Annotated in this window: 25 protein-coding genes; 14 read left to right on the top strand and 11 right to left on the bottom strand. The window is 69.0% G+C overall.

Features of this window, described 5'->3' with window-relative positions; genetic code table 11:
- Window positions 1–17 precede the first annotated feature (17 nt).
- Window positions 18–1,076, top strand: coding sequence for a MoxR family ATPase (locus tag AB0I35_RS06430; protein ID WP_357394724.1), 1,059 nt, complete (start codon window positions 18–20; stop codon window positions 1,074–1,076).
- Window positions 1,077–1,078: 2 nt separating this feature from the next.
- Window positions 1,079–2,890 (top strand): hypothetical protein, encoded by a 1,812-nt coding sequence (locus AB0I35_RS06425; protein WP_357394723.1) that lies wholly within the window; start codon window positions 1,079–1,081, stop codon window positions 2,888–2,890.
- Here AB0I35_RS06425 and AB0I35_RS06420 read toward each other — a convergent pair.
- Window positions 2,877–3,374, bottom strand: a complete 498-nt coding sequence (locus AB0I35_RS06420; protein WP_357394721.1) for a GNAT family N-acetyltransferase — start codon at window positions 3,372–3,374, stop codon at window positions 2,877–2,879. The genes AB0I35_RS06425 and AB0I35_RS06420 overlap by 14 nt on opposite strands.
- A 103-nt stretch (window positions 3,375–3,477) precedes the next feature.
- Here AB0I35_RS06420 and AB0I35_RS06415 point away from each other — a divergent pair, with 103 nt between their 5' ends.
- Together AB0I35_RS06415 and AB0I35_RS06410 are read left to right on the top strand one after the other, a co-directional pair.
- The gene (locus AB0I35_RS06415; RefSeq protein WP_357394719.1) at window positions 3,478–4,056 is read left to right on the top strand and encodes a DUF5134 domain-containing protein; all 579 of its coding nucleotides are present in this window, start codon (window positions 3,478–3,480) and stop codon (window positions 4,054–4,056) included.
- 58 nt (window positions 4,057–4,114) lie between these two features.
- Window positions 4,115–5,674: a hypothetical protein gene (locus AB0I35_RS06410; RefSeq protein WP_357394718.1), complete on the top strand. Its 1,560-nt coding sequence runs from the start codon at window positions 4,115–4,117 to the stop codon at window positions 5,672–5,674.
- 13 nt (window positions 5,675–5,687) lie between these two features.
- On the opposite strand, the gene AB0I35_RS06405 is transcribed toward AB0I35_RS06410, so the two are convergent.
- The 3 genes from AB0I35_RS06405 to AB0I35_RS06395 all read right to left on the bottom strand — a co-directional run bounded on the left by AB0I35_RS06405 (window position 5,688) and on the right by AB0I35_RS06395 (window position 7,681).
- Window positions 5,688–6,389 (bottom strand): PhzF family phenazine biosynthesis protein, encoded by a 702-nt coding sequence (locus AB0I35_RS06405; protein ID WP_357394716.1) that lies wholly within the window; start codon window positions 6,387–6,389, stop codon window positions 5,688–5,690.
- A 120-nt stretch (window positions 6,390–6,509) separates the two neighbouring features.
- Window positions 6,510–7,049 (bottom strand): carboxymuconolactone decarboxylase family protein, encoded by a 540-nt coding sequence (locus tag AB0I35_RS06400; RefSeq protein WP_357394715.1) that lies wholly within the window; start codon window positions 7,047–7,049, stop codon window positions 6,510–6,512.
- A 44-nt stretch (window positions 7,050–7,093) separates the two neighbouring features.
- Entirely contained in the window at window positions 7,094–7,681 is a 588-nt protein-coding gene (locus AB0I35_RS06395) for a peroxiredoxin (protein ID WP_067493007.1), read from the bottom strand.
- Between the two features lie 109 nt (window positions 7,682–7,790).
- Here AB0I35_RS06395 and AB0I35_RS06390 point away from each other — a divergent pair, with 109 nt between their 5' ends.
- The 7 genes from AB0I35_RS06390 to AB0I35_RS06360 all read left to right on the top strand — a co-directional run bounded on the left by AB0I35_RS06390 (window position 7,791) and on the right by AB0I35_RS06360 (window position 12,433).
- A complete protein-coding gene (locus AB0I35_RS06390) occupies window positions 7,791–8,699 on the top strand; it encodes a hydrogen peroxide-inducible genes activator (RefSeq protein WP_357394713.1) in 909 nt (302 codons plus the stop codon).
- A 130-nt stretch (window positions 8,700–8,829) separates the two neighbouring features.
- Entirely contained in the window at window positions 8,830–9,414 is a 585-nt protein-coding gene (locus tag AB0I35_RS06385) for a biotin transporter BioY (protein WP_357394712.1), read from the top strand.
- Window positions 9,415–9,438: 24 nt separating this feature from the next.
- Window positions 9,439–10,119: an ABC transporter ATP-binding protein gene (locus AB0I35_RS06380; RefSeq protein ID WP_357394709.1), complete on the top strand. Its 681-nt coding sequence runs from the start codon at window positions 9,439–9,441 to the stop codon at window positions 10,117–10,119.
- A complete protein-coding gene (locus AB0I35_RS06375; protein WP_357394706.1) occupies window positions 10,116–10,715 on the top strand; it encodes an energy-coupling factor transporter transmembrane protein EcfT in 600 nt (199 codons plus the stop codon). The genes AB0I35_RS06380 and AB0I35_RS06375 overlap by 4 nt, the downstream gene beginning before the upstream one ends.
- 91 nt (window positions 10,716–10,806) lie before the next feature.
- Window positions 10,807–11,397, top strand: a complete 591-nt coding sequence (locus AB0I35_RS06370) for a TetR family transcriptional regulator C-terminal domain-containing protein (RefSeq protein ID WP_357394705.1) — start codon at window positions 10,807–10,809, stop codon at window positions 11,395–11,397.
- Between the two features lie 77 nt (window positions 11,398–11,474).
- On the top strand, window positions 11,475–12,215 hold the full coding sequence (locus AB0I35_RS06365; RefSeq protein WP_357394703.1) for an SDR family oxidoreductase: 741 nt from the start codon (window positions 11,475–11,477) through the stop codon (window positions 12,213–12,215).
- Window positions 12,216–12,229: 14 nt separating this feature from the next.
- Window positions 12,230–12,433 carry a 4-oxalocrotonate tautomerase family protein gene (locus tag AB0I35_RS06360; protein WP_357394702.1) on the top strand — a complete coding sequence of 68 codons (204 nt, stop codon included), beginning with the start codon at window positions 12,230–12,232 and terminating at the stop codon, window positions 12,431–12,433.
- Between the two features lie 48 nt (window positions 12,434–12,481).
- On the opposite strand, the gene AB0I35_RS06355 is transcribed toward AB0I35_RS06360, so the two are convergent.
- The 5 genes from AB0I35_RS06355 to AB0I35_RS06335 form a co-directional block, all read right to left on the bottom strand.
- Window positions 12,482–13,036, bottom strand: coding sequence for a hypothetical protein (locus AB0I35_RS06355; protein WP_357394701.1), 555 nt, complete (start codon window positions 13,034–13,036; stop codon window positions 12,482–12,484).
- 131 nt (window positions 13,037–13,167) lie between these two features.
- Entirely contained in the window at window positions 13,168–14,370 is a 1,203-nt protein-coding gene (gene speD, locus AB0I35_RS06350; RefSeq protein ID WP_357394699.1) for an adenosylmethionine decarboxylase, read from the bottom strand.
- An 8-nt stretch (window positions 14,371–14,378) separates the two neighbouring features.
- On the bottom strand, window positions 14,379–15,494 hold the full coding sequence (locus tag AB0I35_RS06345) for a type III PLP-dependent enzyme (RefSeq protein ID WP_357394698.1): 1,116 nt from the start codon (window positions 15,492–15,494) through the stop codon (window positions 14,379–14,381).
- Between the two features lie 103 nt (window positions 15,495–15,597).
- Window positions 15,598–18,096, bottom strand: coding sequence for a DUF3516 domain-containing protein (locus AB0I35_RS06340; protein WP_357394696.1), 2,499 nt, complete (start codon window positions 18,094–18,096; stop codon window positions 15,598–15,600).
- Window positions 18,097–18,135: 39 nt separating this feature from the next.
- A complete protein-coding gene (locus AB0I35_RS06335; protein ID WP_357394695.1) occupies window positions 18,136–19,071 on the bottom strand; it encodes a PAC2 family protein in 936 nt (311 codons plus the stop codon).
- A gap of 193 nt (window positions 19,072–19,264) precedes the next feature.
- Here AB0I35_RS06335 and AB0I35_RS06330 point away from each other — a divergent pair, with 193 nt between their 5' ends.
- Both AB0I35_RS06330 and AB0I35_RS06325 read left to right on the top strand, forming a co-directional pair.
- Window positions 19,265–19,993 carry a sensor domain-containing protein gene (locus AB0I35_RS06330; protein WP_357394694.1) on the top strand — a complete coding sequence of 243 codons (729 nt, stop codon included), beginning with the start codon at window positions 19,265–19,267 and terminating at the stop codon, window positions 19,991–19,993.
- Window positions 19,994–20,141: 148 nt separating this feature from the next.
- Window positions 20,142–21,299: a DUF4192 domain-containing protein gene (locus AB0I35_RS06325; RefSeq protein WP_357394693.1), complete on the top strand. Its 1,158-nt coding sequence runs from the start codon at window positions 20,142–20,144 to the stop codon at window positions 21,297–21,299.
- A 23-nt stretch (window positions 21,300–21,322) separates the two neighbouring features.
- Here the strand turns inward: AB0I35_RS06325 and galE are convergent, their stop codons facing one another.
- Both galE and AB0I35_RS06315 read right to left on the bottom strand, forming a co-directional pair.
- On the bottom strand, window positions 21,323–22,303 hold the full coding sequence (gene galE / locus AB0I35_RS06320; protein ID WP_357394691.1) for a UDP-glucose 4-epimerase GalE: 981 nt from the start codon (window positions 22,301–22,303) through the stop codon (window positions 21,323–21,325).
- Window positions 22,304–22,306: 3 nt separating this feature from the next.
- On the bottom strand, window positions 22,307–22,993 hold the full coding sequence (locus AB0I35_RS06315; RefSeq protein ID WP_067636271.1) for a metal-dependent transcriptional regulator: 687 nt from the start codon (window positions 22,991–22,993) through the stop codon (window positions 22,307–22,309).
- A 129-nt stretch (window positions 22,994–23,122) separates the two neighbouring features.
- Here AB0I35_RS06315 and AB0I35_RS06310 point away from each other — a divergent pair, with 129 nt between their 5' ends.
- Window positions 23,123–24,364, top strand: a complete 1,242-nt coding sequence (locus AB0I35_RS06310; protein ID WP_357394690.1) for an acetoin utilization protein AcuC — start codon at window positions 23,123–23,125, stop codon at window positions 24,362–24,364.
- The last annotated feature ends 3 nt before the right edge of the window (window positions 24,365–24,367 follow it).

Below are 24,367 nucleotides of genomic sequence, written 5' to 3'. Positions count from 1 at the left end.
CAGGGGAGGGAACCACGTTGCAGGCTTCCGTCACGGTGACACCGGACCAGCTACCGGAGCTACTGCTACATGTCGCCGTGGTGCGTCCCGTATTCCTCTGGGGCGCACCGGGAATCGGGAAGAGTTCGCTGGTGCGCACCTTCGCCGACTCGCTCGGCCTCGAGTGTGTCACCCTGCTCGGCACCCAGCTCGCCCCCGAGGATCTCATCGGAGTGCCCCAGATCGTGGACGGCCGTAGCCGGTTCGCGCCGCCGGAACTGATCGCCCGCGCCCAGCCCTACTGCCTGTTCCTCGACGAACTCAACGCCGCCTCGCCGGAGGTGCAGAAGTCGTTCTACTCCCTGATCCTGGATCGGCGCATCGGCACCTACGAATTGCCCGAGGGGTCGGTGGTGATCGGGGCGGGCAACCGGGCCACCGACAACGCGCTGGCCCGCCCGATGGCCTCGGCGCTGGTCAACCGCATGGTGCACCTGCATCTGCGCGCCGATGTGGACGACTGGCTGACATGGGCCGCCGTCAACGACATCCATCCGTGGGTGGTCCGCTACCTCACCCAGCGCCCCGACCATCTGTGGTCGGCACCGCCCAAAACCGAGGCGCCCTTCTCCACCCCGCGTGGGTGGCACATGCTCTCCGACGCGCTGTACTCCTGCGGCGACGACATCGACGACACCACGCTGAATGTGCTGGCCACCGGCACCCTCACCCTCGGCCACGCCTCCGGCTTCCGCGCCTTCGTCAAGACCGTGCGCCACGCCTTCGACCTCGACGCCGTCTTCAAGGGCGAAGCCGCCTGGCCGCGCGATCCGGCCGACCGCGACCTGCTGTACTTCCTGGCCGAGACGATGCGGGCCCGCCTCGTGAAGGAACTGCCCGGCGACCGCGACCACGCCTCCGCCTCGGTGCGCCGCTTCGTACTGCGTGCCAAGTCGCTGCTGGTGGAGCTGGCCGAGATCTCCGTGGAATGCGCGCAGTTGGTGATCGCCGCCGATGCCGAGGGCGTGCCGGTGCTGCCGTCGTGGTTCCTCATCGAGGTGTCGCGTGATCTGCCGCGACTGGCCGCGCGGCGCTGAGCATGGGTGCACGCAAGACGCGCCGGGTCGATCCGTGGTACCAGGCCGTGCTGGACGGGTGGGCGATCGTACGCGCCCATCCGGCGTTGCGTCCGCTGGCCGGTGAGCTCTACCAGCTCGACAAGCGCACACCGCACGAGATGTGGGCACGGCTGGCGGGCGGCCGTCTCGAGTATCACCCGAATCGGCGTGCCACGGCGCAGGAGTGGGCGTGGACCTTCGCGCATTGCCTGCTGCACGCCGGATTCGGGCACCTCGATCCGCGTAATACCGTGCCTACCAACATCATCGGGTTGACCAGCGACGACGCGTGGTTCTCCGCCCGGGTGCGCGCACCGCATCCGGTGTACCGCGCCGCGTGCTGCGCCGCTGTCGACACCTATCTGGCGACGATGAAGATCGGCACCCCGCCCGATCCCGTGCCGCCCGCCTTGGCCGACGAGCACGCCGCCGCGGCGCGCTGGCACGACACCGCGGTGCCGGACGCGTTCGCGCGCACGGGACCTCCCGACTTCCTGCTCACCGACGCCGAGACGGCGGCCCGCGTCGACGCGCCCGCCCGGTTCGCGGCGGGGGTGTCCGACGCCGCCCGTGCCGCCCTGGCCACGGCCGGTGGCGACCACACACCCGACGGCAAGCGGCCACGCACACAGTGGGACGCGGCCCTCGGCTGGTTCGTCTCGTCGTTCCCGTTGCTCGGTGCGCTCGCCGCCGGGATGACCGTGGTCGCCGATGTGGAAGTCGTTCGGGCCGCGGATATCTCGATCGCCGCGGTGAACGCCGACGCCGCCGAGATCTATGTGAATCCCTATGCCGGGCTGAGTGAGGAGGAGTGGCGGTTCGTGCTCGCGCACGAAATGCTGCACGCGGCCCTGCGCCACGGCGAACGGGCGGACTGGCGCGACCACTACCTGTTCAATGTCGCCTGCGATTACGTCGTCAACGGCTGGCTGGTGGAGATGAATGTCGGGCAGATGCCCGAAGGACTGCTCTACGACCCGGAACTGAAAGGGTGTTCGGCCGAGGAGATCTACGACCGCATAGCCGGCGATCTGCGCCGGTTACGCAAGCTCGCCACCCTGCGCGGTCGCGGACGCGGCGATGTACTCGGCGAACCCCTGGCGCATCCCGGCAGCGCGGGCCGCTACGTCGACCTCGACGAGTACTACCGCAACGCGCTGGTCACCGGACTGGCCTACCACACCGGCAGCGGTCGCGGACATGTGCCGGCCGCGTTGGAGCAGGCCATTCGGGCCCTCGATCAGCCGCCGCTGCCCTGGGACGCGCGGCTGGCCCAATGGTTCGACGAGCACATACCCACCGTCGACAAACGCCGCAGCTACGCCCGCGCCTCCCGCAGACAGGCAGCCAGCCCCGACATCCCGCGCCCGGCCTGGGTGCGGCCGGAGGAGAGCGTGCGCCTGCCGACCTTCGGTGTGGTGCTCGATACCTCGCTGTCGATGAACGTCACCCTGCTCGGCAAGGGTCTCGGCGCCATCGCCTCGTACGCGCTGGCCAGGGACGTGCCACGCGCCCGTGTCGTCTACTGCGACGCCGCACCCTACGACGCGGGATACGTCGCGGTGGAAGAGATCGCCGCCGGAACGCGCGTGCGCGGCCGGGGCGGCACCGTGCTGCAACCCGCCATCCGGCTCCTCGAACGTGCCGACGACTTTCCGGCCGACGGCCCGATTCTCGTCATCACCGACGGCGACTGCGACCCGTTACGCATCCGCGGCGAACACGCCTTCCTGATCCCCGCGGGCGCGTCCCTTCCCTTCACCCCGAGAGGCCCGGTGTTCAGGATCCGGTGACGGCCAGTTCGAGGGTGAAGAACTGGCTGTACGGGTCGAGGGTGTAGTCGGCGAACGGTTCGCATTCGACGAAGCCGTGCCGCAGATACAGGCGCCGGGCCGGGGCGAAGAACTCGCTCGCTCCGGTCTCCAAGCTCAGGCGCCGGTATCCGCGCCGCTCGGCCTCCTCGATCAGGTGGGCGAGCACCGCGGCGGCGACACCGCGACCGGTGAATCCGGCGGCGGTCCGCATGGACTTGATCTCGCCGTGCTCCGGATCCAGTTCCTTCAAGGCACCGCAGCCGACAAGCACCGGCCCCGACCACGCGCTCCACACCGTGACCGCCGGATCGCGCAACCCGGTCAGGTCGAGGGCGTGCATGCTGCACGCGGGGGAGTTGCCCGCCATTTCGGTGTGGTGCTCGGTGAGCAGGGCGGTGATCTGATCGCCGGTGAGGTCGTCGACGGCGAGGGTGAGCTGCTCGGCCCGGGTGGTGTCGTGCATCTGCCCATTGTGCCCGGGGCGGATGCGACGCGGGAAAACGGCACACGGCCGGGGTGGGCGATGCGACTATGAGGACGCGGGGCGAGTGCGAAGGTGGTGGGGCGTGGCCGAATTCGTGGAGGACTATGCGGTTCTGCGGTGGGCCGTGGTGTCGGCGTTCGTGCTGGCGGCCGGGATCGTGGTCGTGCGGTTGAGCAAGCGGGTGGGCCGGGCCGACGCGGCGGCTGATGGCGCGCACCTGCTGATGTGCCTGGTGATGCTGGCCATGCTGGTGTTCCCCGCCGCCACCGACCCGCACGCGATGCGCGGTTTGCTGACCGCGCTCACGGTGGCCTTCGCGTTGCTGCTGGCCGAGCGGGTCGTGCAGTGGCGCAACGGGGCGGTGCCGACGGCAGACGGGGTGCTCGCGCTGGGATATCACACGGTGGCGGCGGCGGTGATGCTCTACGTCATGGCCGGGCACGGATCCGGTCACACCGGAATCCCACCCGGGCCCGGGCTGGTGCTGGCGGCGCTGTTCGTGCTCGACGCGCTCGTCGCCCTCGGCACCGTCGGTCACCGGCCGCGCTGGCACCGCTTCGCCCATCCGGCAGGCGCACACCCCCTGACCTCGGCCTTGGTACCCCATGTGGTGATGGACATCGGGACGGCATTCATGGTGATCGCCGCTGTCGGCGGGTGAATACCGATCCACAACCGTCCGGGCTGCGAATCGCCTTTGTGCGGACAGGAATTCGACTATGAGTGGACAACGCGTTTCAGGCATGTCACCCGGGCACCGGGGATTCGGTACGCCCCCACCGGAAATCCGGCCGACCGCCGCCGACCGCGAGGTGGTGCGTGCGCTCTACCGCGACGCGGGCCCCGCAGCCTACGGGCTCGCCCTGCGGATCCTGCGCAGGCGGGGATCGGCGGAAGAGGTTGTCCGCGAAGGATTCCAGCGCATCGCCGCGAGTCCGTGGCGAACCGAGGGCAACGGCCATGCCCCGGTCGGTGATGCGCGCCATGACCTCGCCACGCCGTGGGGTCGTTCGGCATTCGTCGCGAACGAACCACGCACCGACCTCGGAGGCCACCCCGGTCGCGTCGGGGGCTTCGACCACGAGGACCGCCCTGGTAACGCTGACCGTCGCGACGATGCCGGCCGGTGGGCTCACTCGACCGGACGAGATCATGCGGGAGGCCTGGACCGTTCGGGCGGATTGGGCAATTCGAACGGGTTCGACCGTTCGGGTGGCCTCGGGCACTCGGGTGGGACGTCTCGTTCGGGCGGGAGCGACCATGAGGGCCGCGACGGCTGTTCAGGTCGTCTCGGCGACACGGGCGGCCTCGGCTATGAGCCGTCGATAGCGGGGCCGCACGAGCGGGTGAGTCGTCTCGACGACACCGGTCGCCTCGACTTCGCGGCTCTGCACGACCCACGGCTCGGTTTCGCACGCCGAGACAGCGAGAGGGATCCCCACAGCCGAGCAGGCCGACCGGAAGACGCGGGTCGCGGAGACCACGCGGGCCGACTGGACGGCTCAGGTCTGGTGGGCGACGTGGTCGTGTTCGACGGTGTGGATTCGATGGACGGTGCGGGCCTGCTCGATCGCGCCGGGCGTCTCGATTTCGCGGGTGACCCCGACGGTGCCGCGTCCTTCGAGGTCACCGACCCCCTCGCCGACCCGGCCCACTTCGGCACACCCGGCGCGACCGGCACCCGGTACGCGCCGACCCTGCACACCCGACTTCTGGCCCAGGTGCACCGCCTCGCGATCCAGCGCCTGCGCCTGGACCGCAACGACCGCATCGACATCCCCTGGCTGGCCGCCTCGGCCCGGCTCGGATTCGACCCGCTCGACAGCCGCTGCGAAGTCTTCGTCCTCGCCTACTACGGTGGCCGCACCTACCGTTCGATCGCCCGGGAACTGGGCATGCGCGTCCCGGCCGTCACCCGTCTGCTGGCCGAGGGCATCGAACGCCTCGCCCACCAGCGTCTCGTCCGCGTCGCCGCGCGCCGCCCCTGGACCCCGCCCGGGTCGGTCCTCGCCCTCGCCGACGCCTACGCCCTCGACGCCGTCGCCGAACTCGAGCATCACCACATCGAGAACAAGCTGGCCACCACGACCACCACCGGCCTCGCCCAGTTCGACGCCAGAGTCGGCGGAGTGCACGAGCTGCTGGCCCAACTGGCCGCCGACGATCGGCAACCCCCACCCCGTAATCTGGAACAGCGCATCCTGGCCGCGATCGACAGCACGGGCCGACGCGGAACCCGGGCAGGCAGGCCGCCGTGGTTGCCCCGTTTCGGGAGTTAGCGGCGGACCGGAATCAGAGCACCACCACGTGGTCTTCGACGACCCGCCCGCCCAGGCGCACCCAGCCGTCGGAATCCCACTCGGTGTAGAGCTGGGACCCCTGCCCCTGGGTGATGACGAGCCCGCGCCGCAGTTTGGCGGTGAGCGCGACGGCGGCCGCGCCGGTCGCCTCGTCCTCGGCGATGCCCATGGCGGGTGCGAACATCCGGGAGCGCACGGCACCGCGCGATTCGTCGGTCCACGTCCACACGTAGTGCTGGCCCTCGGTGTAGTCCGAGGGGCGGAGCATGGCCAGTTCGTCGAGTGAACCGGCCTGGTGGAAGGTGAAATCCGGTGCCCACTCGGCACGGGCGGTGATCCAGGTGAGCCCGTCGGTCTCGGTCACCCGAACCGGGCCCGCCAGCACGTTCAGGGTGTGCACGGGGGTGCCGCGCGCGGCCATCCACCATCCGGTGCCCACGGTGGGGTGCCCGGCGAAGGGCAGCTCGACGGCCGGAGTGTAGATCCGGACGTCGGCGACACCGTCCACGGGTTCCCCGACCACCGTCGTCTCACTGAATCCCAGCCGCGCGGCGAGTTCCTGTTTGTCGAGCGCGACGACGTCGCCCGCGCGGGCGATGCCGAGCGCATTGCCGAGCCTGCCCGTCGGATCGGTGAACACGCGGACGACCTCGACCTGGATGTCAGGGGCTTCCGGCACATCGTGTGCGTTCATGCTCGCGAGCCTACCGCGCAAGATCAACACCGCCGTCCGGGCGGTTCTCGCGCCGCGTCAGGCGCGCGAACGCGAACGACCCCGACCCGGCACGCGGATCGGGGTCGTGCGACGAGCGGATCAGACGGCGGCCGCGGCCAGCGCCTCGGTGGCGGCGACGGCCTGGCCGACACCGGCCACGATCGCCGCCGCACGCAGCGACTCGAAGATCACCTCACGCGAGACACCGGCCTCACGCAGCGTCTTCTCGTGCGAATCGAGGCAGTGCGCGCAGCCGTTGATGGAGGAGACCGCGAACGACCACAGTTCGAAATCGGCCTTCTCGACGCCCGGGTTGCCGATGATGTTCATCCGCAGACCCGCGCGCAGATCGTCGTACTTGCCGTCCAGGAACGCCTTGCCCCGGTAGAACACATTGTTCATGCCCATGATCGACGCGGCACCAAGGGCGGCCTCGTAGGCCTGCGCGGACAGCACGTCGGCGGCTTCCTCGGCGATCTCGCGCAGCGTGGTGGCCGAGCGGGTCGCGGCCGCCGACGCCAGCAGGGTGCCCCACAGCTGCTGTTCGTTCAGCACGGTGGTGCGCGAAATCGAGGACAAGTTGAGCTTGAGGTCCTTGGCGTACTCGGGAAGAGAGTTCTTCAGGTTCTCGATGCTCATGGAAAAGGCGCTCCTGTCAGGGGGATCGGGTGGAGAAGGGTGGATCAGACGCTGGCGGAGAGCAACTCGCCCGCGTTGATGGTCGGGTCGCCCTTCTTCCAGTTGCACGCGCACAGCTCGTCGGACTGCAGGGCGTCGAGCACGCGCAGCACCTCGTCGACGTTGCGGCCGACGGAACCGGCGGTCACCGAGACGAACTGGATCTCGTTGTTCGGGTCGACGATGAAGGTGGCGCGGTCGGCGACACCGTCGGCGTTGAGAACGCCGGTGGCGGTGGCCAGTTCACGCTTGAGGTCCGACAGCATCGGGAAGGGGAGGGTCTTGAGATCCTCGTGCTGCGCACGCCACTGGAAGTGCACGAACTCGTTGTCCACCGAGGCTCCGAGGACCTGGGTGTCGCGGTCGGCGAACTCGTCGTTCAGCTTGCCGAACGCCGCGATCTCGGTGGGGCAGACGAAGGTGAAGTCCTTGGGCCAGAAGAACACGACCCGCCACTTGCCCGCGTGGTCGTCGCTGGTGATCTGGGTGAAGTAATCGTCGGGCTGCTGCGCGTCGACCTTCGACAGGTCACCTCCGATGACGGCCTTGAGGTTGTATGCCGGGAACTGGTCGCCAATGGTCAGCAGAGCCATGCTCATCTCCTCGTTGATGGTGTGGTCGTGCTCGTCGTGTGAGCCCGCAAAGATCTTGCCCAAAGCCTACTGAAAGGTAAAGCCGATCGCTCGTTCTACACTGATAGGCGTGACTGATCAGACTTATCAGCCAACCCTCTCGCAGCTGCGTGCGTTCGTCGCCGTCGCCGAATACCGGCATTTCGGCACTGCCGCAGCGCGTTTGGCTGTGAGCCAACCCACGTTATCGCAGGCACTCGCATCACTGGAAAACGGCCTCGGCCTGCAGCTGATCGAGCGCAGCACGCGCCGGGTGCTGGTCACCGCCGCCGGGATGCGGCTGCTGCCGCAGGCGATGGCCACGCTCGAGGCGGCCGACCGGTTCGTCGCCTCGGCGACCGGCGACAGCCTCGGTGGCGTGCTGCGGTTGGGCATCATCCCGACCGTCGCGCCGTATGTGCTGCCGGGACTGCTGCCCGAGTTGCGCCGCAAACTGCCCAACCTGGTGCCCCAGGTCGTGGAGGACCAGACGGCCCGCCTGCTCGACGGGTTGCGCACCGGTGTGCTCGACGTCGCGGTGCTCGCCCTGCCGAGCGAGGCCCCCGGTCTGGTCGAAATCCCGCTCTACTCAGAAGAATTCGTGCTCGTGACGCCGCGCGGGCACGACCTGGCCGGGCGCACCGACCTGGCCGCGCCGGTGCTGGCCGACCTCCCGCTGTTGCTGCTCGACGAGGGCCATTGCCTGCGCGATCAGACGCTCGAGCTGTGCCGGACCGGCGAGGTGCATCCGGGGTCGGTCGGCGACACCCGCGCCGCGTCGCTGACCACGATCGTGCAGTGTGTGGCGGGTGGGCTCGGGGTGACGCTCATTCCGGAGATGGCGGTTCCCGCCGAAACCGCGCGCGGCACCCTCGAGACGGCCCGGTTCGCGGCGCCCGCGCCGGGGCGAACCATCGGTCTCGCCTACCGGGCCTCCTCGGCGCGGGCCGACGATTACGAGTACCTCGCGGCGGTGATCCGCTCGAAGCGGCCCTTCTGACCCTTCGGTCGAACCCAGGGCGGCTCGTACCTGCCGCGCCGCGGCAGGTGTGCCCTCGGCTCGAACCCCTGCCCAGCTCGACTGCTATTTTGAACGTCGTTCAATTGCTTGTGCAAAGGAAGTCCGAACAGTGTCCGACCCACAGAACACCTCCACGCGCGCCGACCGCTTCGCCGCCCGCGACCTGGCGCAGATCGCGGTGTTCGCCGCACTGATCGCCGCTCTCGGCCTGCCCGGCGCGATCACGGTCGGATTCAGCGGCGTACCGATCACCCTGCAGACGCTCGGTGTGATCCTCACCGGCGCCGTCCTCGGCGCCCGCAAGGGCACGGCCGCGGTGGCGGTGTTCATCGCGCTCACCCTGATCGGTCTGCCGCTGCTCTCGGGCGGGCGCACCGGTTTGACCGCGTTGGCTTCGCCGACCGCCGGATACCTGATCGGCTGGATCCCGGCGACCCTGCTCATCGGCTGGCTCACCGCGCGCATCCTGCCGAAGTACCCCCTCGCGCTCGGCCTGCTGGTGAACGCGCTCGGCGGCATCGTCGTCATCTATCTGTTCGGCACGGCGGGCCTGCTGGTGCGCACGGATCTGGGGCTGTGGAAAGCGGTGTCGACCAACTTCGCCTTCATCCCCGGCGACCTCGCCAAGGTGGTGATCGCCACCGTGGTCGCCAAGGGTGTGCATCGCGCGTACCCGGGCCTGATCCGTGCGTGAGTCGTCGGCGCGGGGAGGGTCGGCGTGAGTGAGATCGTCGTCGACTCGGTCGGGCACCGCTTCGGCGACCGGATCGTGTTGCGCGACATCGACTTACGCATCACCGAACGCCGCGTCGGTTTCATCGGTGCCAACGGGTCGGGCAAGTCGACCCTGGCCCGCATGCTCAACGGACTGCTGAAACCCACCACGGGTACGGTCACCGTCGACGGGATCGACGCCGCCCGGCGCGGTGCCGAGGTGCGGCGCAAGGTCGGGTTCGTCTTCACCGACCCCGATACGCAGATCGTGATGCCGACGGTCGGTGAAGACCTGGCGTTCTCGCTGCGGCGCAGCGGGCACAGCCGCGCGGAGATCGCCCGGCGGGTGGGGGAGATGCTCGACCGCTTCGGTCTGGCCGGGCACGCCGATCACCCGTCGCACCTGCTCTCCGGCGGGCAGAAGCAACTGCTCGCGCTCGGCTCGGCGCTGATCCGTGAACCCGAGGTGATCGTCGCCGACGAACCGACCACCCTGCTCGATCTGCGCAATGCCCGCCTGGTGTCGGACGCCCTGAACTCTCTCGATCAGCAGGTGATCGTGGTGACCCATCAACTCGCACTGCTCGACGGTTTCGATCGGGTGGTGGTGCTGGACGACGGGTCGGTCGCCTTCGACGGCACCCCGGCCGCCGCGGTCGACGCCTATCGGCGCCTGGTCGAATGATCGGCCTGTACGCGCCCGGAGACTCGGTGGTGCACCGGCTGCCTGCCGGTCCCAAACTCGTGCTGCTCGTCGTCGCGATCGTCGCGATGACGGTCTTCGCCCGCACGCCTCTCGCCGTCGTCGGTATCGCGGTGCTCGTGGCACTGCTGTTCGCGCTGGCCCGGGTGTCCCTGCGCGTCGCCGTGGCCCAGATCCGGCCCGTCCTCTGGATGACGGTCATCATCGGCGTCTTCCAGGTGCTCACCACAACCCCCGCCCGAGCCTTCGTCGTGTGCGGCATTCTGCTCGTCTCGGTGGCACTGGCCGCCCTGGTGACGGTGACCACCCGCGTCACCGCCATGCTCGACGCCCTCACCCGTGCCCTCGGCCCGCTGCGGCGGATCGGCGTCGACCCCGAACGGGTGAGTCTGCTTCTGGCGCTGGCGATCCGGTGCGTTCCGCTGCTCGCGGGCATCGTGCACGACGTCGCCGAGGCGCGGCGTGCCCGTGGTGTTTCCTGGTCGGCTACGGCGCTCGTCACCCCGGTGGTGGTGCGCGCGTTGCGCACGGCCGACGCGATGGGTGACGCGCTCGCCGCGCGCGGCATCGACGACTGAAAGCTGCTGTCCGGCGACATTGTGCGCTCACATCCGCAGTACGGCTACACGCAAGCTTGCATTAGTAGACGACCGGTCGTATATTCGTCGCATGGCACGACCCAGGCGCAGTGACGACACGCGAGCCCTCCTCATCGAGGAGGGTGCTGCCGGACTGCTGACCAACGGCTATCACGGCACCGGCATCAAGCAGGTGCTCGACAAGGTCGGTGTGCCGAAGGGGTCCTTCTACAACTACTTCGACAGCAAGGAGAGCTTCGCGCACGCGGTCATCGAGCATCATTCGCTGTGCGTGCAGCGCAACCTGGCCGCCTCCTTCGCCGGTGCTCCCGACGCACTCACCGGTCTGCGCCGCTTCTTCGCCGTATTGACCGAGGATTTCGTCGCCCGCGATTTCACCGGCGGTTGCCTGATCGCGAATCTGGGTGGCGAACTCGAAGGCAGCGAAATCCTGCGCACCGCCCTGTCGACGGCCTGGGCTTCCTGGCGCGACGGCGTGGCCGACGCGCTACGAACCGCGCAGGCGGAGGGGACGGTGCGCGCCGATATCGACGCCGTCGAACTCGCCGATCTGCTGCTCGAGTCATGGGAGGGCGCGGTCATCCGGATGAAGATCGACCGCACTGTGGAGCCGCTGGACAAGTGTCTGCGGCGCCTGCTCGACGACTACTTCCGACCATAAACCGACTGGTCGACGGGATGTCTTTCCGGTTGCTGATTAGAAGACGACCGGTCGTATTGCTAAAGAAGGGACTGATAATGCCGACTTCGAAAACGGTCGTCGTGACCGGAGCGTCCAGTGGTATCGGACGTGACGTCGCCCGGGCCCTCGTCGCCCGCGGCGACGCCGTGATCCTGGGCGGGCGCGACGCCGACAAGCTCGCCGCTGTCGCCGCGGAACTGGCCGCACCCGAACGGGTGGCCACCGTAGTGGGCGATATCGGTTCGCCCGCAACGGGTTCGGCGTACGTGCGGGCCGCCCTCGACCGGTTCGGCCGGGTCGACGCGCTCGTCAACAGCGCCGGAGTCTTCGGCGCCACCCCGTTCGTCGACGTCACCGAGGAAGAACTCGACCGCTACCTCGGCGGTAACCTCAAAGGCACCTACTTCACCACCCAGGCTGTGGTGCGTCAGCTGCTGGACCAGGGTGACGGCGGCAGTATCGTCAATATCGGCACCGTGCTCATCGATCACGCGATGACGGGGCTGCCTGCTTCGGCCGCACTGGTCAGCAAGGGCGGCGTCCATGCTCTCACCACCAGCTTGGCCGCCGAACTCGCGCCTGCCGGGATCCGCGTGAACGCGGTCGCCCCCGGCATCATCCGCACCCCACTGTTCGGGGACGGCGATGAGCGCGCCGCCGCCGACGCGGCCCTGCTCGGTCGGATCGGCGTGGTCGCCGACACCACCGCGGCGGTCCTGTACCTGGCCGACGCCGAGTTCGTCACCGGCCACATCCTCCCCGTCGACGGCGGGTTCATCTCGGGTAGAGCGGCGTAGAAAGGGAACCAACCATGCCGTATGTGAATATCAAGGTCACCGACGAAGGGGTCACCCCGGAGCAGAAGGGGCAGCTGATCAAGGGGGTCACCGAGCTGCTGTTCGAGGTGCTCGGTAAGTCACCCGACAGCACCTATGTGGTGATCGATGAAGTGGCGCTGACGGATTGGGGTGTCGGTGGGGTGAACGTCGCGGAGTATCGGGCGCGGCGAAACTGAAGTGTGGCGCCGGGCGTGGGAAACTCTCATGCCCGGCGCCTCGCTGTGTCAAGCGGCGTCTTCGAACGGTATTGATCCGTCGAGCGCGAACCAGCCCATCGACACCTGTTTCGAGCGGGTGCGCAACAAGCTCGGGCCCAGCCAGAGGTCAGGTTCGATCGCGCGGAGTTCGTCGTAGATGTGGCGTGCGGGGCGGGGTGTGCCCACGCGGGGGTCGCTGTAGTCCAAGCGGACTGTCGTGATTCCGTCGATCACCGAATCACCGAGCGTGGCAACGAAGTTCAAGGTTCGCAGACCACCCAGTGAACGGAAGAAGTTGTGGCCGAAGGCAGTTCGTTCGTCGGTATGGCGGAACGACTTGCCGGTCCAGAAATACGTGGGGCGGGCCATCACACGGCTCAGGACGGCACCTCCGGCGGGAAAGGTCCGCATCACCAGGTCTCCCTCGAGGCGAGCGAAATCCTCGGGCGTCACGGCGGGTGCCTCGGTGAAGAGCCGACGCCATCCGGCGGGCCCCTCGGCCGAGAGACGGTCCAGGCGAGGGCGGTGGTGCGAGGGGCGCGGCGGCGGCATCAAGATGTTCGCCGACCTGGGTGGCGTCATGTGCTGACTCGATTCTGGTCGAAGCGGCTCGCCTCGCATGATGCCCAGTTCGCGCCCCGCACGGGTCTGCTTTCGCCGGAAACGGCGAAGGCGGTGACCCGGACATCCAGGTCACCGCCTTCGGTGGGTGCTCAGCGACGCAGGGCGTACGGCTCGATCGCACCGCGCTCGAGGGCGCGGGCGTCGATGGTCTCGGCCTTGTAGGGGAGCAGGGCCAGGCGATCGGTCATGCCGCGCACCGGGTCATCGATCTTCTCGTTCAGGCCGAACAGGAAGGTCCATTCGTGCTCGTCGCTGCCGTAGGGCACCACGGTGGCGAACTGTTCGTGGAACCGCCCCCACGACCGCTTGAGGGTCTCGTTGCGCCACATCGTCGCGCAGCCGGCCTGGGCCGACAGCACACCGCCGGGCGCGAGCAGTGCCTTACATCGGGACAGGAACTCCGACTCGTAGAGGCGGTTGTGCTGGGCGTCCTCGACGCGCTCGTCGGGCAGATCGATCACGATCACGTCGTAACGGGTGCCCGCCTCCTGCGCCTTGGCCAGGAAGTCCCAGCCGTCGGCGTAGTGCACGTGCACCGGGCCCTCGCCACGCACCGCGGCGGCCAGCTCCTCGGGGGTGTACCCGTAGGGCAGGTGCCGGGCGCACAGCTCGACCTCGCGCTGGTCGATATCGACGTGGTCGACGTGGGTCGCCCCGGCCGCCACCGACATCTGCGAGGCCACACCCTCACCGGAGCCGATGATGAGCACCCGGTCCAGCTTCTCGGCCAGCACGAACGCCGGGACCATCATGGCCTCGTGGTAGGTGACCTGGGAGAACTCGGTGGACTGGCGGTCGTCGTCGGAGAACAGGGAGATGCCCTGGTCGGTCCGCGCGATCACCATGTGCTGGTAGGGGGTGTTGGTGTCGACGATCACCTCGTGCAGATCCCAGATCCGGGTCAGGCCGTCGCCCACCGGTTCGTAGATCTTCTCGGCGCCGTGGCCGCGCTGGACGACCTTCATCCGAACTTCGGTGGGAGACAATTTGTCTCGGAGAAGTTCCACGGCCTTCGTCGCGCCCGCACCGATGCTGCCGCAGGTGAAGACGTCGACGAAGATCTCGCCGGACTCCGGATAGGTGTGAATCGAGGCGTGGGACTCCGACAACAGCGCGAGGACGGTCACCCCCTGCGGTTCGAACTTTTTGTGAACGACATCGCAGATGGTGACGCCCGCCGCGATCAGAGACTCACGCAACGCCGATTCGAGTCGTTCGAGATCGTCACACAGGTCTGTGTCGACACCACCGAACTCGGCCAGCACATGCCAGCCGGTGAATTCCGCCGTCATGGGCAAACTCACTCTCGCTCAGCGCCCGAGACATGAACGGTCAAGGGCGGAAAACCATTGAAGGACACCGACGAATAACTCGCGGTATAGGCGCCGGTGTCGAGAATCTGGATCTGATCACCGGCTCGCAACGTGGTCGGCAGAAGGACCTTCGTGCGTTGATACAGTACATCGTCGCCGTCGCAGGTCGGACCCGCGACCACCGCCTCGCCCACCGGATCGCCGTCGCGATCGGTGACGAAACGGTAGGCGATGTACTCGTTCTCCGTCTCGGCCATACCGTTGTATCGGCCGATGTCGAGATACACCCAGCGCCGCCCGTCCGGCGCGAAACGCACGCCGACGACCTCGGCGTGGATGGTGCCCGCGTTGCCGACCAGGGCACGCCCCGGTTCCACGATCAGCTCGACCGACGCGGGCAGGAATTCGGCCGCGGCACGGGCCGCGGCGGCCGCGATCGCGCCCGGCTCGGGCGCGGACTCGGCGTAGGAGATGGGCAGGCCGCCGCCGATGTTCACCGCGGCGACGTGAATGTCCTTGTCCGCCAAGGCCTTCACGATCTCACCGGCCTGCTCGATACCGATCCGCCAGGCGGCCGGATCGAGCTGCTGGGAGCCCACATGGAAGTACGGGCCGCCGACGCGCAGGCCGAGATCGCGCGCCCGTACGAGCAACCGCAGGGCCTCGCCGGGTGCGCACCCGAACTTGGTGCCGAACGGGGTGCGCGACTCCGGTGCCGAGGACAGGAACCGGCACTCCACTTCCGCGCCGGGCGCGTGCTCGGCGATGCGCGCGAGATCGTCCTCGGTGTCGAAGGCGAACCGGCGCACACCGGCGGCGTGGGCGTAGGCGATGTGGGCGGCCTTCTTGATCGGATTGCCGTAGCAGAGCTTGTCCGCCGCGATACCGAGGCCCACGCACTGATCGATCTCACCGACACTGGCGACGTCGAACTCGGCGCCCTCGGCGGCGAGCAGGATGAGCACCTCGTCGACGGGAGCCGCTTTCACCGCGTACCTGATCCGGGTGCCCTGCTCGCGCTGCGCCGAGACGGCGGCGGCGAGGGTTCGGTAGTTGGCACGTACCCGCTCGGGGTAGATGACAAGGTACGGGGATTCGGGCATAGTTGAACTTTCGGTCGGCGGCCGGGAGAGACTATCAGCGGCCACTACCCAACAACGAATCCGTCAAACATTCGTCATATACGTCATATCGATCGGGTATGACTCAACCGGCCGCAACCGTGACCTCGTCGAACACGACCTCTCCGGCGGCATCGGATTCCTCGAGGTCCACGATGGCCGTCAGCGCCCAGCCGTGGTCGCCCGCGGGGTCGTCGATCACCTGGCGTACGTGCCAGAAGCCGGGTCGCTGCTCCACCCGGAACAGCTGCGGGCCGCGCGCGTCCGGGCCCGTGCCGATGGTCTCGTACTCCTCGAAATAGGGTGCGAACTCCTCGGCCCAGTCGGGTCCGGTCCCGAGCTGATCCAGTTCGTACCACCGCTGCCGCGAGACCAGCTCCACCCGGCGGAACATGGCGTTGCGCACCATGATCCGGAAGGCTCGTTCGTTGGCCGAGATGGGGCGCACCTGGTCGGCGCCGAAGGCGACCTGGTCGGTGTCGATCTCGGCGCCGGGGTTGGTGAGCTGTTCCCATTCGTCGAGCAGGCTCGAATCGACCTGGCGGATCAGTTCGCCGAGCCACTCGGTGAGGTCGTCGAGCTCCTCGGTGCGCGCGGCGTCGGGCACGGTGCGGCGCAGCGCACGGTAGGCGTCGGCCAGGTAGCGCAGCACCACACCTTCGGAACGGGTGAGCTCGTAGAAGGAGATGAGTTCGGCGAAGGTCATCGCGCGCTCGATCATGTCGCGCACCACCGACTTCGGTGACGGCGCGAACTCCGACACCCACGGGTGCCCGGTCCGGTAGGTCTCGAACGCGGGCTCGATCAGCTCGGCGAGCGGCTTGGGCCAGGTCACTTCCTCGAGCAGCTCCATGCGCTCCTCGTATTCGATACCGTCGGCCTTCATCTCGGCCACGGCGGCACCGCGCGCCTTGTGCTGCTGGGCCATCAGCAGCTGCCGCGGATCCTCGAGCGTCGCCTCGATCAGGGACACGACATCGAGTGTGTAGGTGGGGCTTTCGCGGTCGAGGAGCTCGAACGCGGCGAGCGCGAACGGCGACAGTGGCTGATCGAGCGCGAAATCGCGTTGCAGGTCGACGGTGAGCCGCGCCATCCGGCCCTTGGCGTCGGGCTCGGAGAGTTGTTGCACCACACCGGCATCGCGCAGCGAACGGTAGAGGCGGATGGCGCGCAGGATGTGTTTGCGCTGGGCCGGGCGCGGTTCGTGATTGTCCTCGAGCAGGTGCCGCATAGCGTAGAAGCAGTTACCCGGCCGGGCGATGACATTGAGCAGCATCGAGTTGGTGACCGCGAAACGCGACACCATCGGTTCGGGTTGCGCGGCGACCAACCGGTCGAAGGTCTCCTCGCTCCACGACACGAACCCCTCGGGGGGCTTGCGACGCTGCACCTTTCGCTGCTTCTTCGGGTCGTCGCCCGCCTTGGCGATCAGGCGCGCGTTCTCCACCTCGTGCTCGGGCGCCTGCACGACGACGGTGCCCATGGTGTCGAATCCGGCGCGTCCGGCGCGTCCGGCGATCTGATGGAACTCGCGTGCCTTGAGCCTGCGGGTGCGCACACCGTCGTATTTGGTGAGTCCGGTCAGCAGCACGGTGCGGATCGGCACGTTGATCCCGACGCCGAGGGTGTCGGTGCCGCACACCACCTTCAGCAAGCCCTCCTGGGCCAGCTTCTCCACCAGCCTGCGGTATTTGGGCAGCATGCCCGCATGGTGCACACCGATACCGTGGCGGATCAGCCGCGAGAGGGTCTTGCCGAAACCGGAGGCGAACCGGAAGTCGCCGATCGCGGCGGCGATGGCGTCCTTCTCCGCGCGGGAGGCGAAGTTCACACTGGTCAGTGCCTGCGCGCGTTCCAGGGCCGCGGCCTGGGTGAAGTGGACGACGTACACCGGGGCCTGGTGGGTGGTGACCAGTTCCTCGAGGGTTTCGGTGATGGGGGTGCGCACGTAGGAGAACGTCAACGGCACCGGACGTTCGGTGCCCGCCACCACGGCCGTCGGCCTGCCGGTGCGCTGTTCGAGGTCGGTGGCGAAGAAATCCACCTCACCCAGCGTCGCCGACATCAAGAGGAATTGGGCGCGGGGCAGTTCGATGATCGGCACCTGCCAGGCCCAGCCACGGTCCGGGTCGGCGTAGAAATGGAACTCGTCCATCACCACCTGACCCACGTCGGCGGCGGCGCCCTCGCGCAGCGCCAGATTCGCCAGGATCTCGGCGGTGGCGCAGATGATCGGCGCGTCGGCGTTCACGGCCGCGTCACCGGTGACCATGCCGACGTTCTCGGCGCCGAACACCTCGCACAGCGCGAAGAACTTCTCGCTCACCAACGCCTTGATGGGTGCGGTGTAGTAGCTGCGCCGGCCGTTGGCCATGGCGAACAGGTGCGCGCCGACCGCGACCAGGGACTTACCGGAGCCGGTCGGGGTCGCCAGGATGACATTGGACCCCGACGCCAGCTCCATCAGCGCCTCGTCTTGCGCCGGATACAGGGTGGTGCCCTGCTCGGCGGCCCACAGCGCGAACGACTCGTAGAGCGCGTCGGCGTCGGTACCGGGAATGTCGAGCAGGTCGGTCAGATCCACTCCGACCACCCTAGTGGTCGGGTGCGGTGCGACCGTGCGTCAGTCCCGTCCGGTGTCGTCGTAGCCGCCCTGCTCGGCCAGGAAACGCTCGAACTCGGCGCCGAGCTCCTCGCCGCTCGGCAGTTCGCCGTCGCCGGCCAGCAGGCTGGACTGGCGTTCCTGAGCGGTGACGAAGCTGTCGTACTGGCGTTCCAGCGCCGCGACGACCGTCTCGACCTCCTCGTTGCCCGCGATGTGCTCGGCGACCTGTTCCCGCACCCGCGCGGCCGCCTCGCCGAGTGCGGCAAGCGGCAGCGCGAGACCGGTGTTGTCGGCGACGCTCTCGAGCAGGGTCTGGGCGGCCTCGGGGTAGTCGGTCTGGGCGAGGTAGTGCGGCACGTGCACGGAGAACCCGAGCGACTCGTGGCCGTGCTGGGCCATCCGGAACTCCAGCAGCGACGAGGCGCTGCCGGGCACCTGCAGCTCACCCGGCCAGCGCTGATGCTCACCGAGCAGTGACCGGTCCGAGGAATGCGCGGTGACACCGAGCGGGCGGGTGTGCGGGATCGCCATCGGGATCGCCGACAGGCCGATCGTGCGGCGCACGCCGAGCTGTTCGGCCAGCAGCCGCACGGCGGTGGTGAACTTCTCCCAGCGCAGATCCGGCTCGAGACCGGCCAGCAGCAGGAACGGGGTGCCCGCCGTGTCGCGCAACGCCCACAGGTTCAGCTCGGGCTCGGCGTAATCGGCGAAATGATCGGTCTTGAACGTCATCAGGGGACGGCGCGACCGGTAGTCGAGCAGCTCGTCCACGTCGAACGACGCGACCAGTTCCGATTCCAGGCTCTCGCGCAGGTGCGTCGTGGCCAGGCGCACCGCGTGGCCGGCGTCGGTGAAACCTTCCAGCCCGTGCACCAGCACTGGACCGGCGCCGTCGTCCGCGGACAACTGCGGTGCCGGAAACTCCAGTTCGTACATATGCGACTGGTCATCCATCGCGTTTCTCCTTCCTGCGCGGTCCACCAACGCTCGCGGCGGGGGAGGCTCGTCCATTGTCCCCCATGCGAGCACGACCGACGCACACGGCCGGAGGACGGCTCGTCCTGCTTCCAACAGCCGCACGCGCCCCGGCATTCCCTCCGGCGTGGCGCGCGGCGACCGCTCGGTCCGGTGGGGCACAGTGAAGAGTGTGAACGTGGCGCGCACCTCGCTCAGCAGGGCCGTTCCGACGACGGCTGGTCGTCGGCGAGTCACGGCCTGTGCCGTGCTGATGGCGGGGGCGCTGACCGGGTGCGCCGACGCGGTGAGCGGCATCCCGGTCGCCGAGAGCGTCACCTCGATGCACCATGTCGAGGCCGCTCCCACCGATCTGCTGCCCGCCCCGCACGAGTTCCCCGCCGCCTATCCGGCTGTCGTGCTCACGCCCCAGGCCGCCTCGGCCGCGGCGGAGGATCTGGACGGTGTCGGGATGGGTGCGACCGTGAGCCCGGTCGAATGCACACCGCCGGAGCCCGAGCCCGGTGCCGAGCCGCCCGCCGTGGCGGTGGGGACCGACGAGGTCAGCCGGGCCAGTCTCACCGTCGAACTGTCGCGGACCACCGAACTGCTCGCGCGGGTGCGTGACCGGTTGCGGGCCTGCGAACAGATCCGGGTGCGCCGGGCGGGAGCGGGGTCGACCGTCACCACGGAGGTCTCCGCGCACGTACCGGCCGGTGCCGACGAGGCGATGACCTTGCGGCGCAGCGTGATTCCGGATGTCGGTGGGGCCGGGCTGACGCAGACCATGTACACCTCGGTCGGGCGCGTCGGCGACATCCGGATCACCGTGACCTCGATGACCTTCGGCGCGGGCGAACCGGACGAAGCCGCCGTCGACGAGCTGTTCACCACGGCCGTGCGCTCCGTCCGCACGCGCTGATCGGCCGGTACCACGCGGCACCGACATTTCCGGTGCGCCCGGACCCGTGCCCGCGGTGGTTGTGCACAGGTTCGCCGCTGTGCACAGGGCGGCGATAAGCCCAGTTCGCGCCATCGGTGCCGGGACGGTGGGCGAGGACGCTCGAGCCATGACATCTTCGACCAACCCGACCCGCCGGGCCAATCGCAGCGGTCCCTTTCGCCGGGCGCTCACCTGTGCCGAGACAGGGCCCGGTTACCGGGATCTGCCTACCCCCGCTGTCCGCGTCGACGAGCCCGGCGATCTCATCGCCGCGCTCCCGGCGATGCTCGGTTTCGTACCCGAACGCTCCCTCGTCGTCGCCGTCCTTCACCCACACCCCACGGCCGCCGCCGCGATCGACGCGGTGGTGCGTTTCGACCTCGACGCCGTCACCGATCCCGACCACTACGAGCATTTCCTCGGCTGTCTCGGGTCGATCTGCCTGCGCGAACAGGCCAGCGGGGTATTCGCCGTCTTCATCGACGACCGCCGGCGATCCTTCCCGGCCACCGCGGCGCGCGGCCACGCGCTGCTCGCCGCGATCGGTGCGCAGGGGATCGAGGTGCGTGGGGCCTGGGCGGTGCGTGCCGTCGCCGCGGGCGCGCGATACCGCAGTCTGCTCGGAACCGGCGGCGGGCTGGTCGCCGACCCGGACTCCTCGATGGTCTCGCTGTCACATGTGCTCGACGGCAGGCAGATACGACGCTCCCGCGGCGAACTCACCGCGCTCGTCGAACCCGACGAACAGTTGTGCGCGCGGGTTCGACGCAAGCTCGGGCCGGCCGTCGCCCGCTACCGCGGCGGGCTCGCGACGGCCCAACGGGTGGGGGAGGGCGCGGTGTTTCAGCGTCGCGCGCTGGAGTGGGTGCTGTGGCAGATCGCCGACGCCGCCTCCGGACCGCCACGCGCCGATCGCGAATTCGCCAGGCTGGCCGCCACTTTGCGCGATCGGGCGGTGCGGGACGCGCTCTACGGGCTGGCCGTCACCGATCACGCCGAAGCGGCGGAAGGGTTGTGGGCACAGCTGGCCAGGGCCACCCCGGCGGGCGACCGCGCCGAGGCCGCCGCACTGCTCGGCTTCAGTGCCTACGTGCGCGGCGACGGGCCGTTCGCGGGCATCGCACTGGCCGCCGCCGTGGATGCCGACGGCGACCATCCGATGGCGGTGCTGCTGGAAACCTCGCTGCAGTCGGGTCTTCGGCCCGAACGGTTGCGCACGCTGGCCGAGTGCGGGCGCCAGATCGCCGCCGATCTCGGGGTCGACCTGGGGCCGGTGCGGCCGTGAGCGGGCCGCACCGGTCGGCCGGGTCAGCGGGCGCTGTGTGCCTTGTCGCCGAGCGAACGCAGAAATTCCCAGGCGTCGGTGACGATCTCGTCGATGTCGTTGTGCTCGGGCGTCCAGCCCAGCTCGGCGATCGCCTTCTCGCTCGAGGCGATCAGGACGGCCGGGTCGCCCGCGCGCCGGGGGGCGTCGATGGCTTCGATGGGCAGACCGGTCACCCGCTCGCACGCCGAGATCACCTCGCGCACCGAGAAACCGGTGCCGGAGCCGAGGTTGAGGACGCGGTGACTGCCCGGCTGCGAGGACGACAGGGCGAGCAGATGCGCCTGGGCCAGATCACGGATGTGGATGTAGTCGCGAACACAGGTGCCGTCGGGGGTGGGCCAGTCGGTGCCGTACACCGAGATCACCTTGCGGTGACCGAGCGCCACTTGCAGCACGAGGGGGATCAAATGAGTTTCCACCACACGGTTTTCGCCGAGCCCGGCGTAGGCGCCCGCCACATTGAAGTAGCGCAGGCTCGTCGCGGCCAGCCCGTAGGCCACCGCGTACGAGGTGATGGCGTGGTCGATCGCCAGTTTGCTCGCGCCGTAGGGGTTGGTCGGGCGGGTGGGCGAGTCCTCGGTGATCGGCACCTGTTCGGGCTCGCCGTAGACCGCCGCCGTCGAGGAGAACACCAGACGCCCGGTGCCGGTCTCGCGCATCGCGTCGAGCAGGGTCAGCGTCTTGGCCACGTTGCCGTGCCAGTACTTGGCCGGCTGCTCCACCGACTCGCCGACCAGCGACTGGGCGGCGAAATGCAGGACACCGTCGAAGGATTCGGCGCGCAGCAGCGCCGGGGCGGCCTCGGCGATATCGCCTTCGACGAATCGCGCCCCCGCCGGGACACCGTCGGCGTTACCGGTCGACAGGTCGTCGACCACGACCACCTCGTTGCCCTGCTCGAGCAACACCGCGGCGCACACGCCGCCCACATAGCCGGCGCCGCCGGTGACCAGAAGTTTCACGAATCAGACCAGCCTCACCTGGACGGCGTGCGCCATCTCCTCGGACAATTCGAAACCGTGGTGCCCGGGCACCGTGATCAGCACCGCACCCGGCTTGGTCTCCACGGTGACGCGCGCGTCGGGAACGACACCGGCCTCCCGCAACCGGCCGATGACCTCGGGGTCGGTCTGGATGTGCTCGGCCAGCCTGCGCACGACCACCGCGTGCAGCGCACCGTTGGGCAGGTCCGAGAGGCGGATGAGCTTCTCCTCCACCGGCGGCGGATCGGCGAGGCCGAGTTCGTCGAGGCCGGGGATGGGGTTGCCGTAGGGCGAGGTGGTCGGATGGTTGAGCACCTCGATCAGGCGCCGCTCCACCTCCTCGCTCATCACGTGCTCCCAGCGACACGCCTCGGCGTGCACGTTCTGCCAGTCCAGCCCGATGATGTCGACCAGCAACCGCTCGGCGAGCCGGTGCTTACGCATCACCGCGACCGCCATCGAGCGACCCTTGTCGGTCAGCTCGAGATGGCGGTCACCCGCGACGAGCAGCAGGCCGTCGCGTTCCATCCGCGCGACAGTCTGGCTCACCGTCGGACCACTCTGCTCGAGCCGCTCGGCGATTCGTGCCCGCAAGGGCACCACGCCCTCTTCCTCGAGGTCGTAGATGGTACGGAGGTACATCTCCGTGGTGTCGACCAGATCTTTCACCTGATAACCCCTTCGTCGGCACGATTCTACCCACGGGCGAACACCGGTCCGTGCGCTGGACCGGCGGCCCTATTTCTACTGCATGTCAACGTCTCACGGGGCCCGCTGCTTCCGGCTAGCGTGGCGAGCATGGTCACTGTGCCACCGAGCCGAGCGCCGGGAACTCTCGTCTGGACCGAGCGATTCCTCGGCTACACCTGGAGCCCCGAGCATCCGATGAAACCGGCGCGCCTGCGGTTCACCATGTCGCTGGCCGAAAGTCTCGGCCTGCTCGACGGTATCGAACCACTCGCCCCTGCCGAGGCTACCCAGGGCGAGTTGATGCGGGTGCACAGCAGCGCCTATATCCAGGCGGTTCGCCGAGCCGGTGCGGGACCGGCCACGCCGGAGGACACCCTCTACGGCCTGGGAACCGCCGACAATCCGGTCTTCCCGCACATGCACGAGGCCGCGTCGGTGATCGTGGGCGGCACACTGGCCGCGGCGCGCGAGATCGCGGCCGGGCGTACCCGGCGCGCGGTGAGCATCGGCGGGGGCATGCACCACGCCATGCCGGATTCGGCGGCGGGGTTCTGCATCTACAACGACGCCGCGATCGCGATCTCCTGGTTGCTGGACAACGGATTCGACCGGATCGCCTACATCGATGTCGATGTCCATCACGGCGACGGTGTGCAGCGCGCCTTCTATGCCGATCCACGCGTCCTCACGGTGTCGCTGCACCAGCATCCGGCCACGCTGTGGCCCAATACCGGGTGGCCGGAGGAAACCGGGCTCGGCAGCGCCGAGGGCACCTCGATCAACCTGCCGTTGCTGCCCGGCACCCGGGACGCGCAGTGGCTGCGCGGTTTTCACGCGGTGGTGCCCGGTGCGATCGCCGCGTTCCGGCCGCAGATCATCGTCAGCCAGTGCGGAGTGGACACCCACCGCGAGGACCCGCTCGCCGATCTGGAACTGACTGTCGACGGTCAGCGCGCGGCCTTCCTCGCCATGCGCGAGCTGGCCGACCGCCACGCCGAGGGCAGATGGCTCGCGCTCGGTGGCGGTGGCTACGGGGTGGTGCGGGTGGTGCCACGGGCGTGGACGCACCTGCTCGCGGCCGCGCTGGATCGCCCCTTGGCGCCGGACACCCCGATTCCCGAGAGCTGGCGCGAGCAGGTACGCGCGGCGGCGCCGCGGATCACCCCGCCGACGACGATGAGCGACGGTGGCGACCCCACCTACCGCCCGTGGGACGGGCCGGGTGGCACCCCCGAGATCGGTGACGCCGACGAGGTCCGGGCCCAGCGCGCGGTCGACACCGCCATCTCGGCCACCCGACGGGCCGGTTTCTCGCTGCTCGGTCTCGACCCGGAGGATCCCCGTGACTGAACC

It is taken from the genome of Nocardia sp. NPDC050378 (assembly GCF_040655675.1).
In the GTDB taxonomy this organism is placed as follows: domain Bacteria; phylum Actinomycetota; class Actinomycetes; order Mycobacteriales; family Mycobacteriaceae; genus Nocardia; species Nocardia coubleae.
The sequence above is the reverse complement of the archived record's forward strand: the minus strand, read 5'-3'. Positions and strand labels throughout refer to the sequence as shown.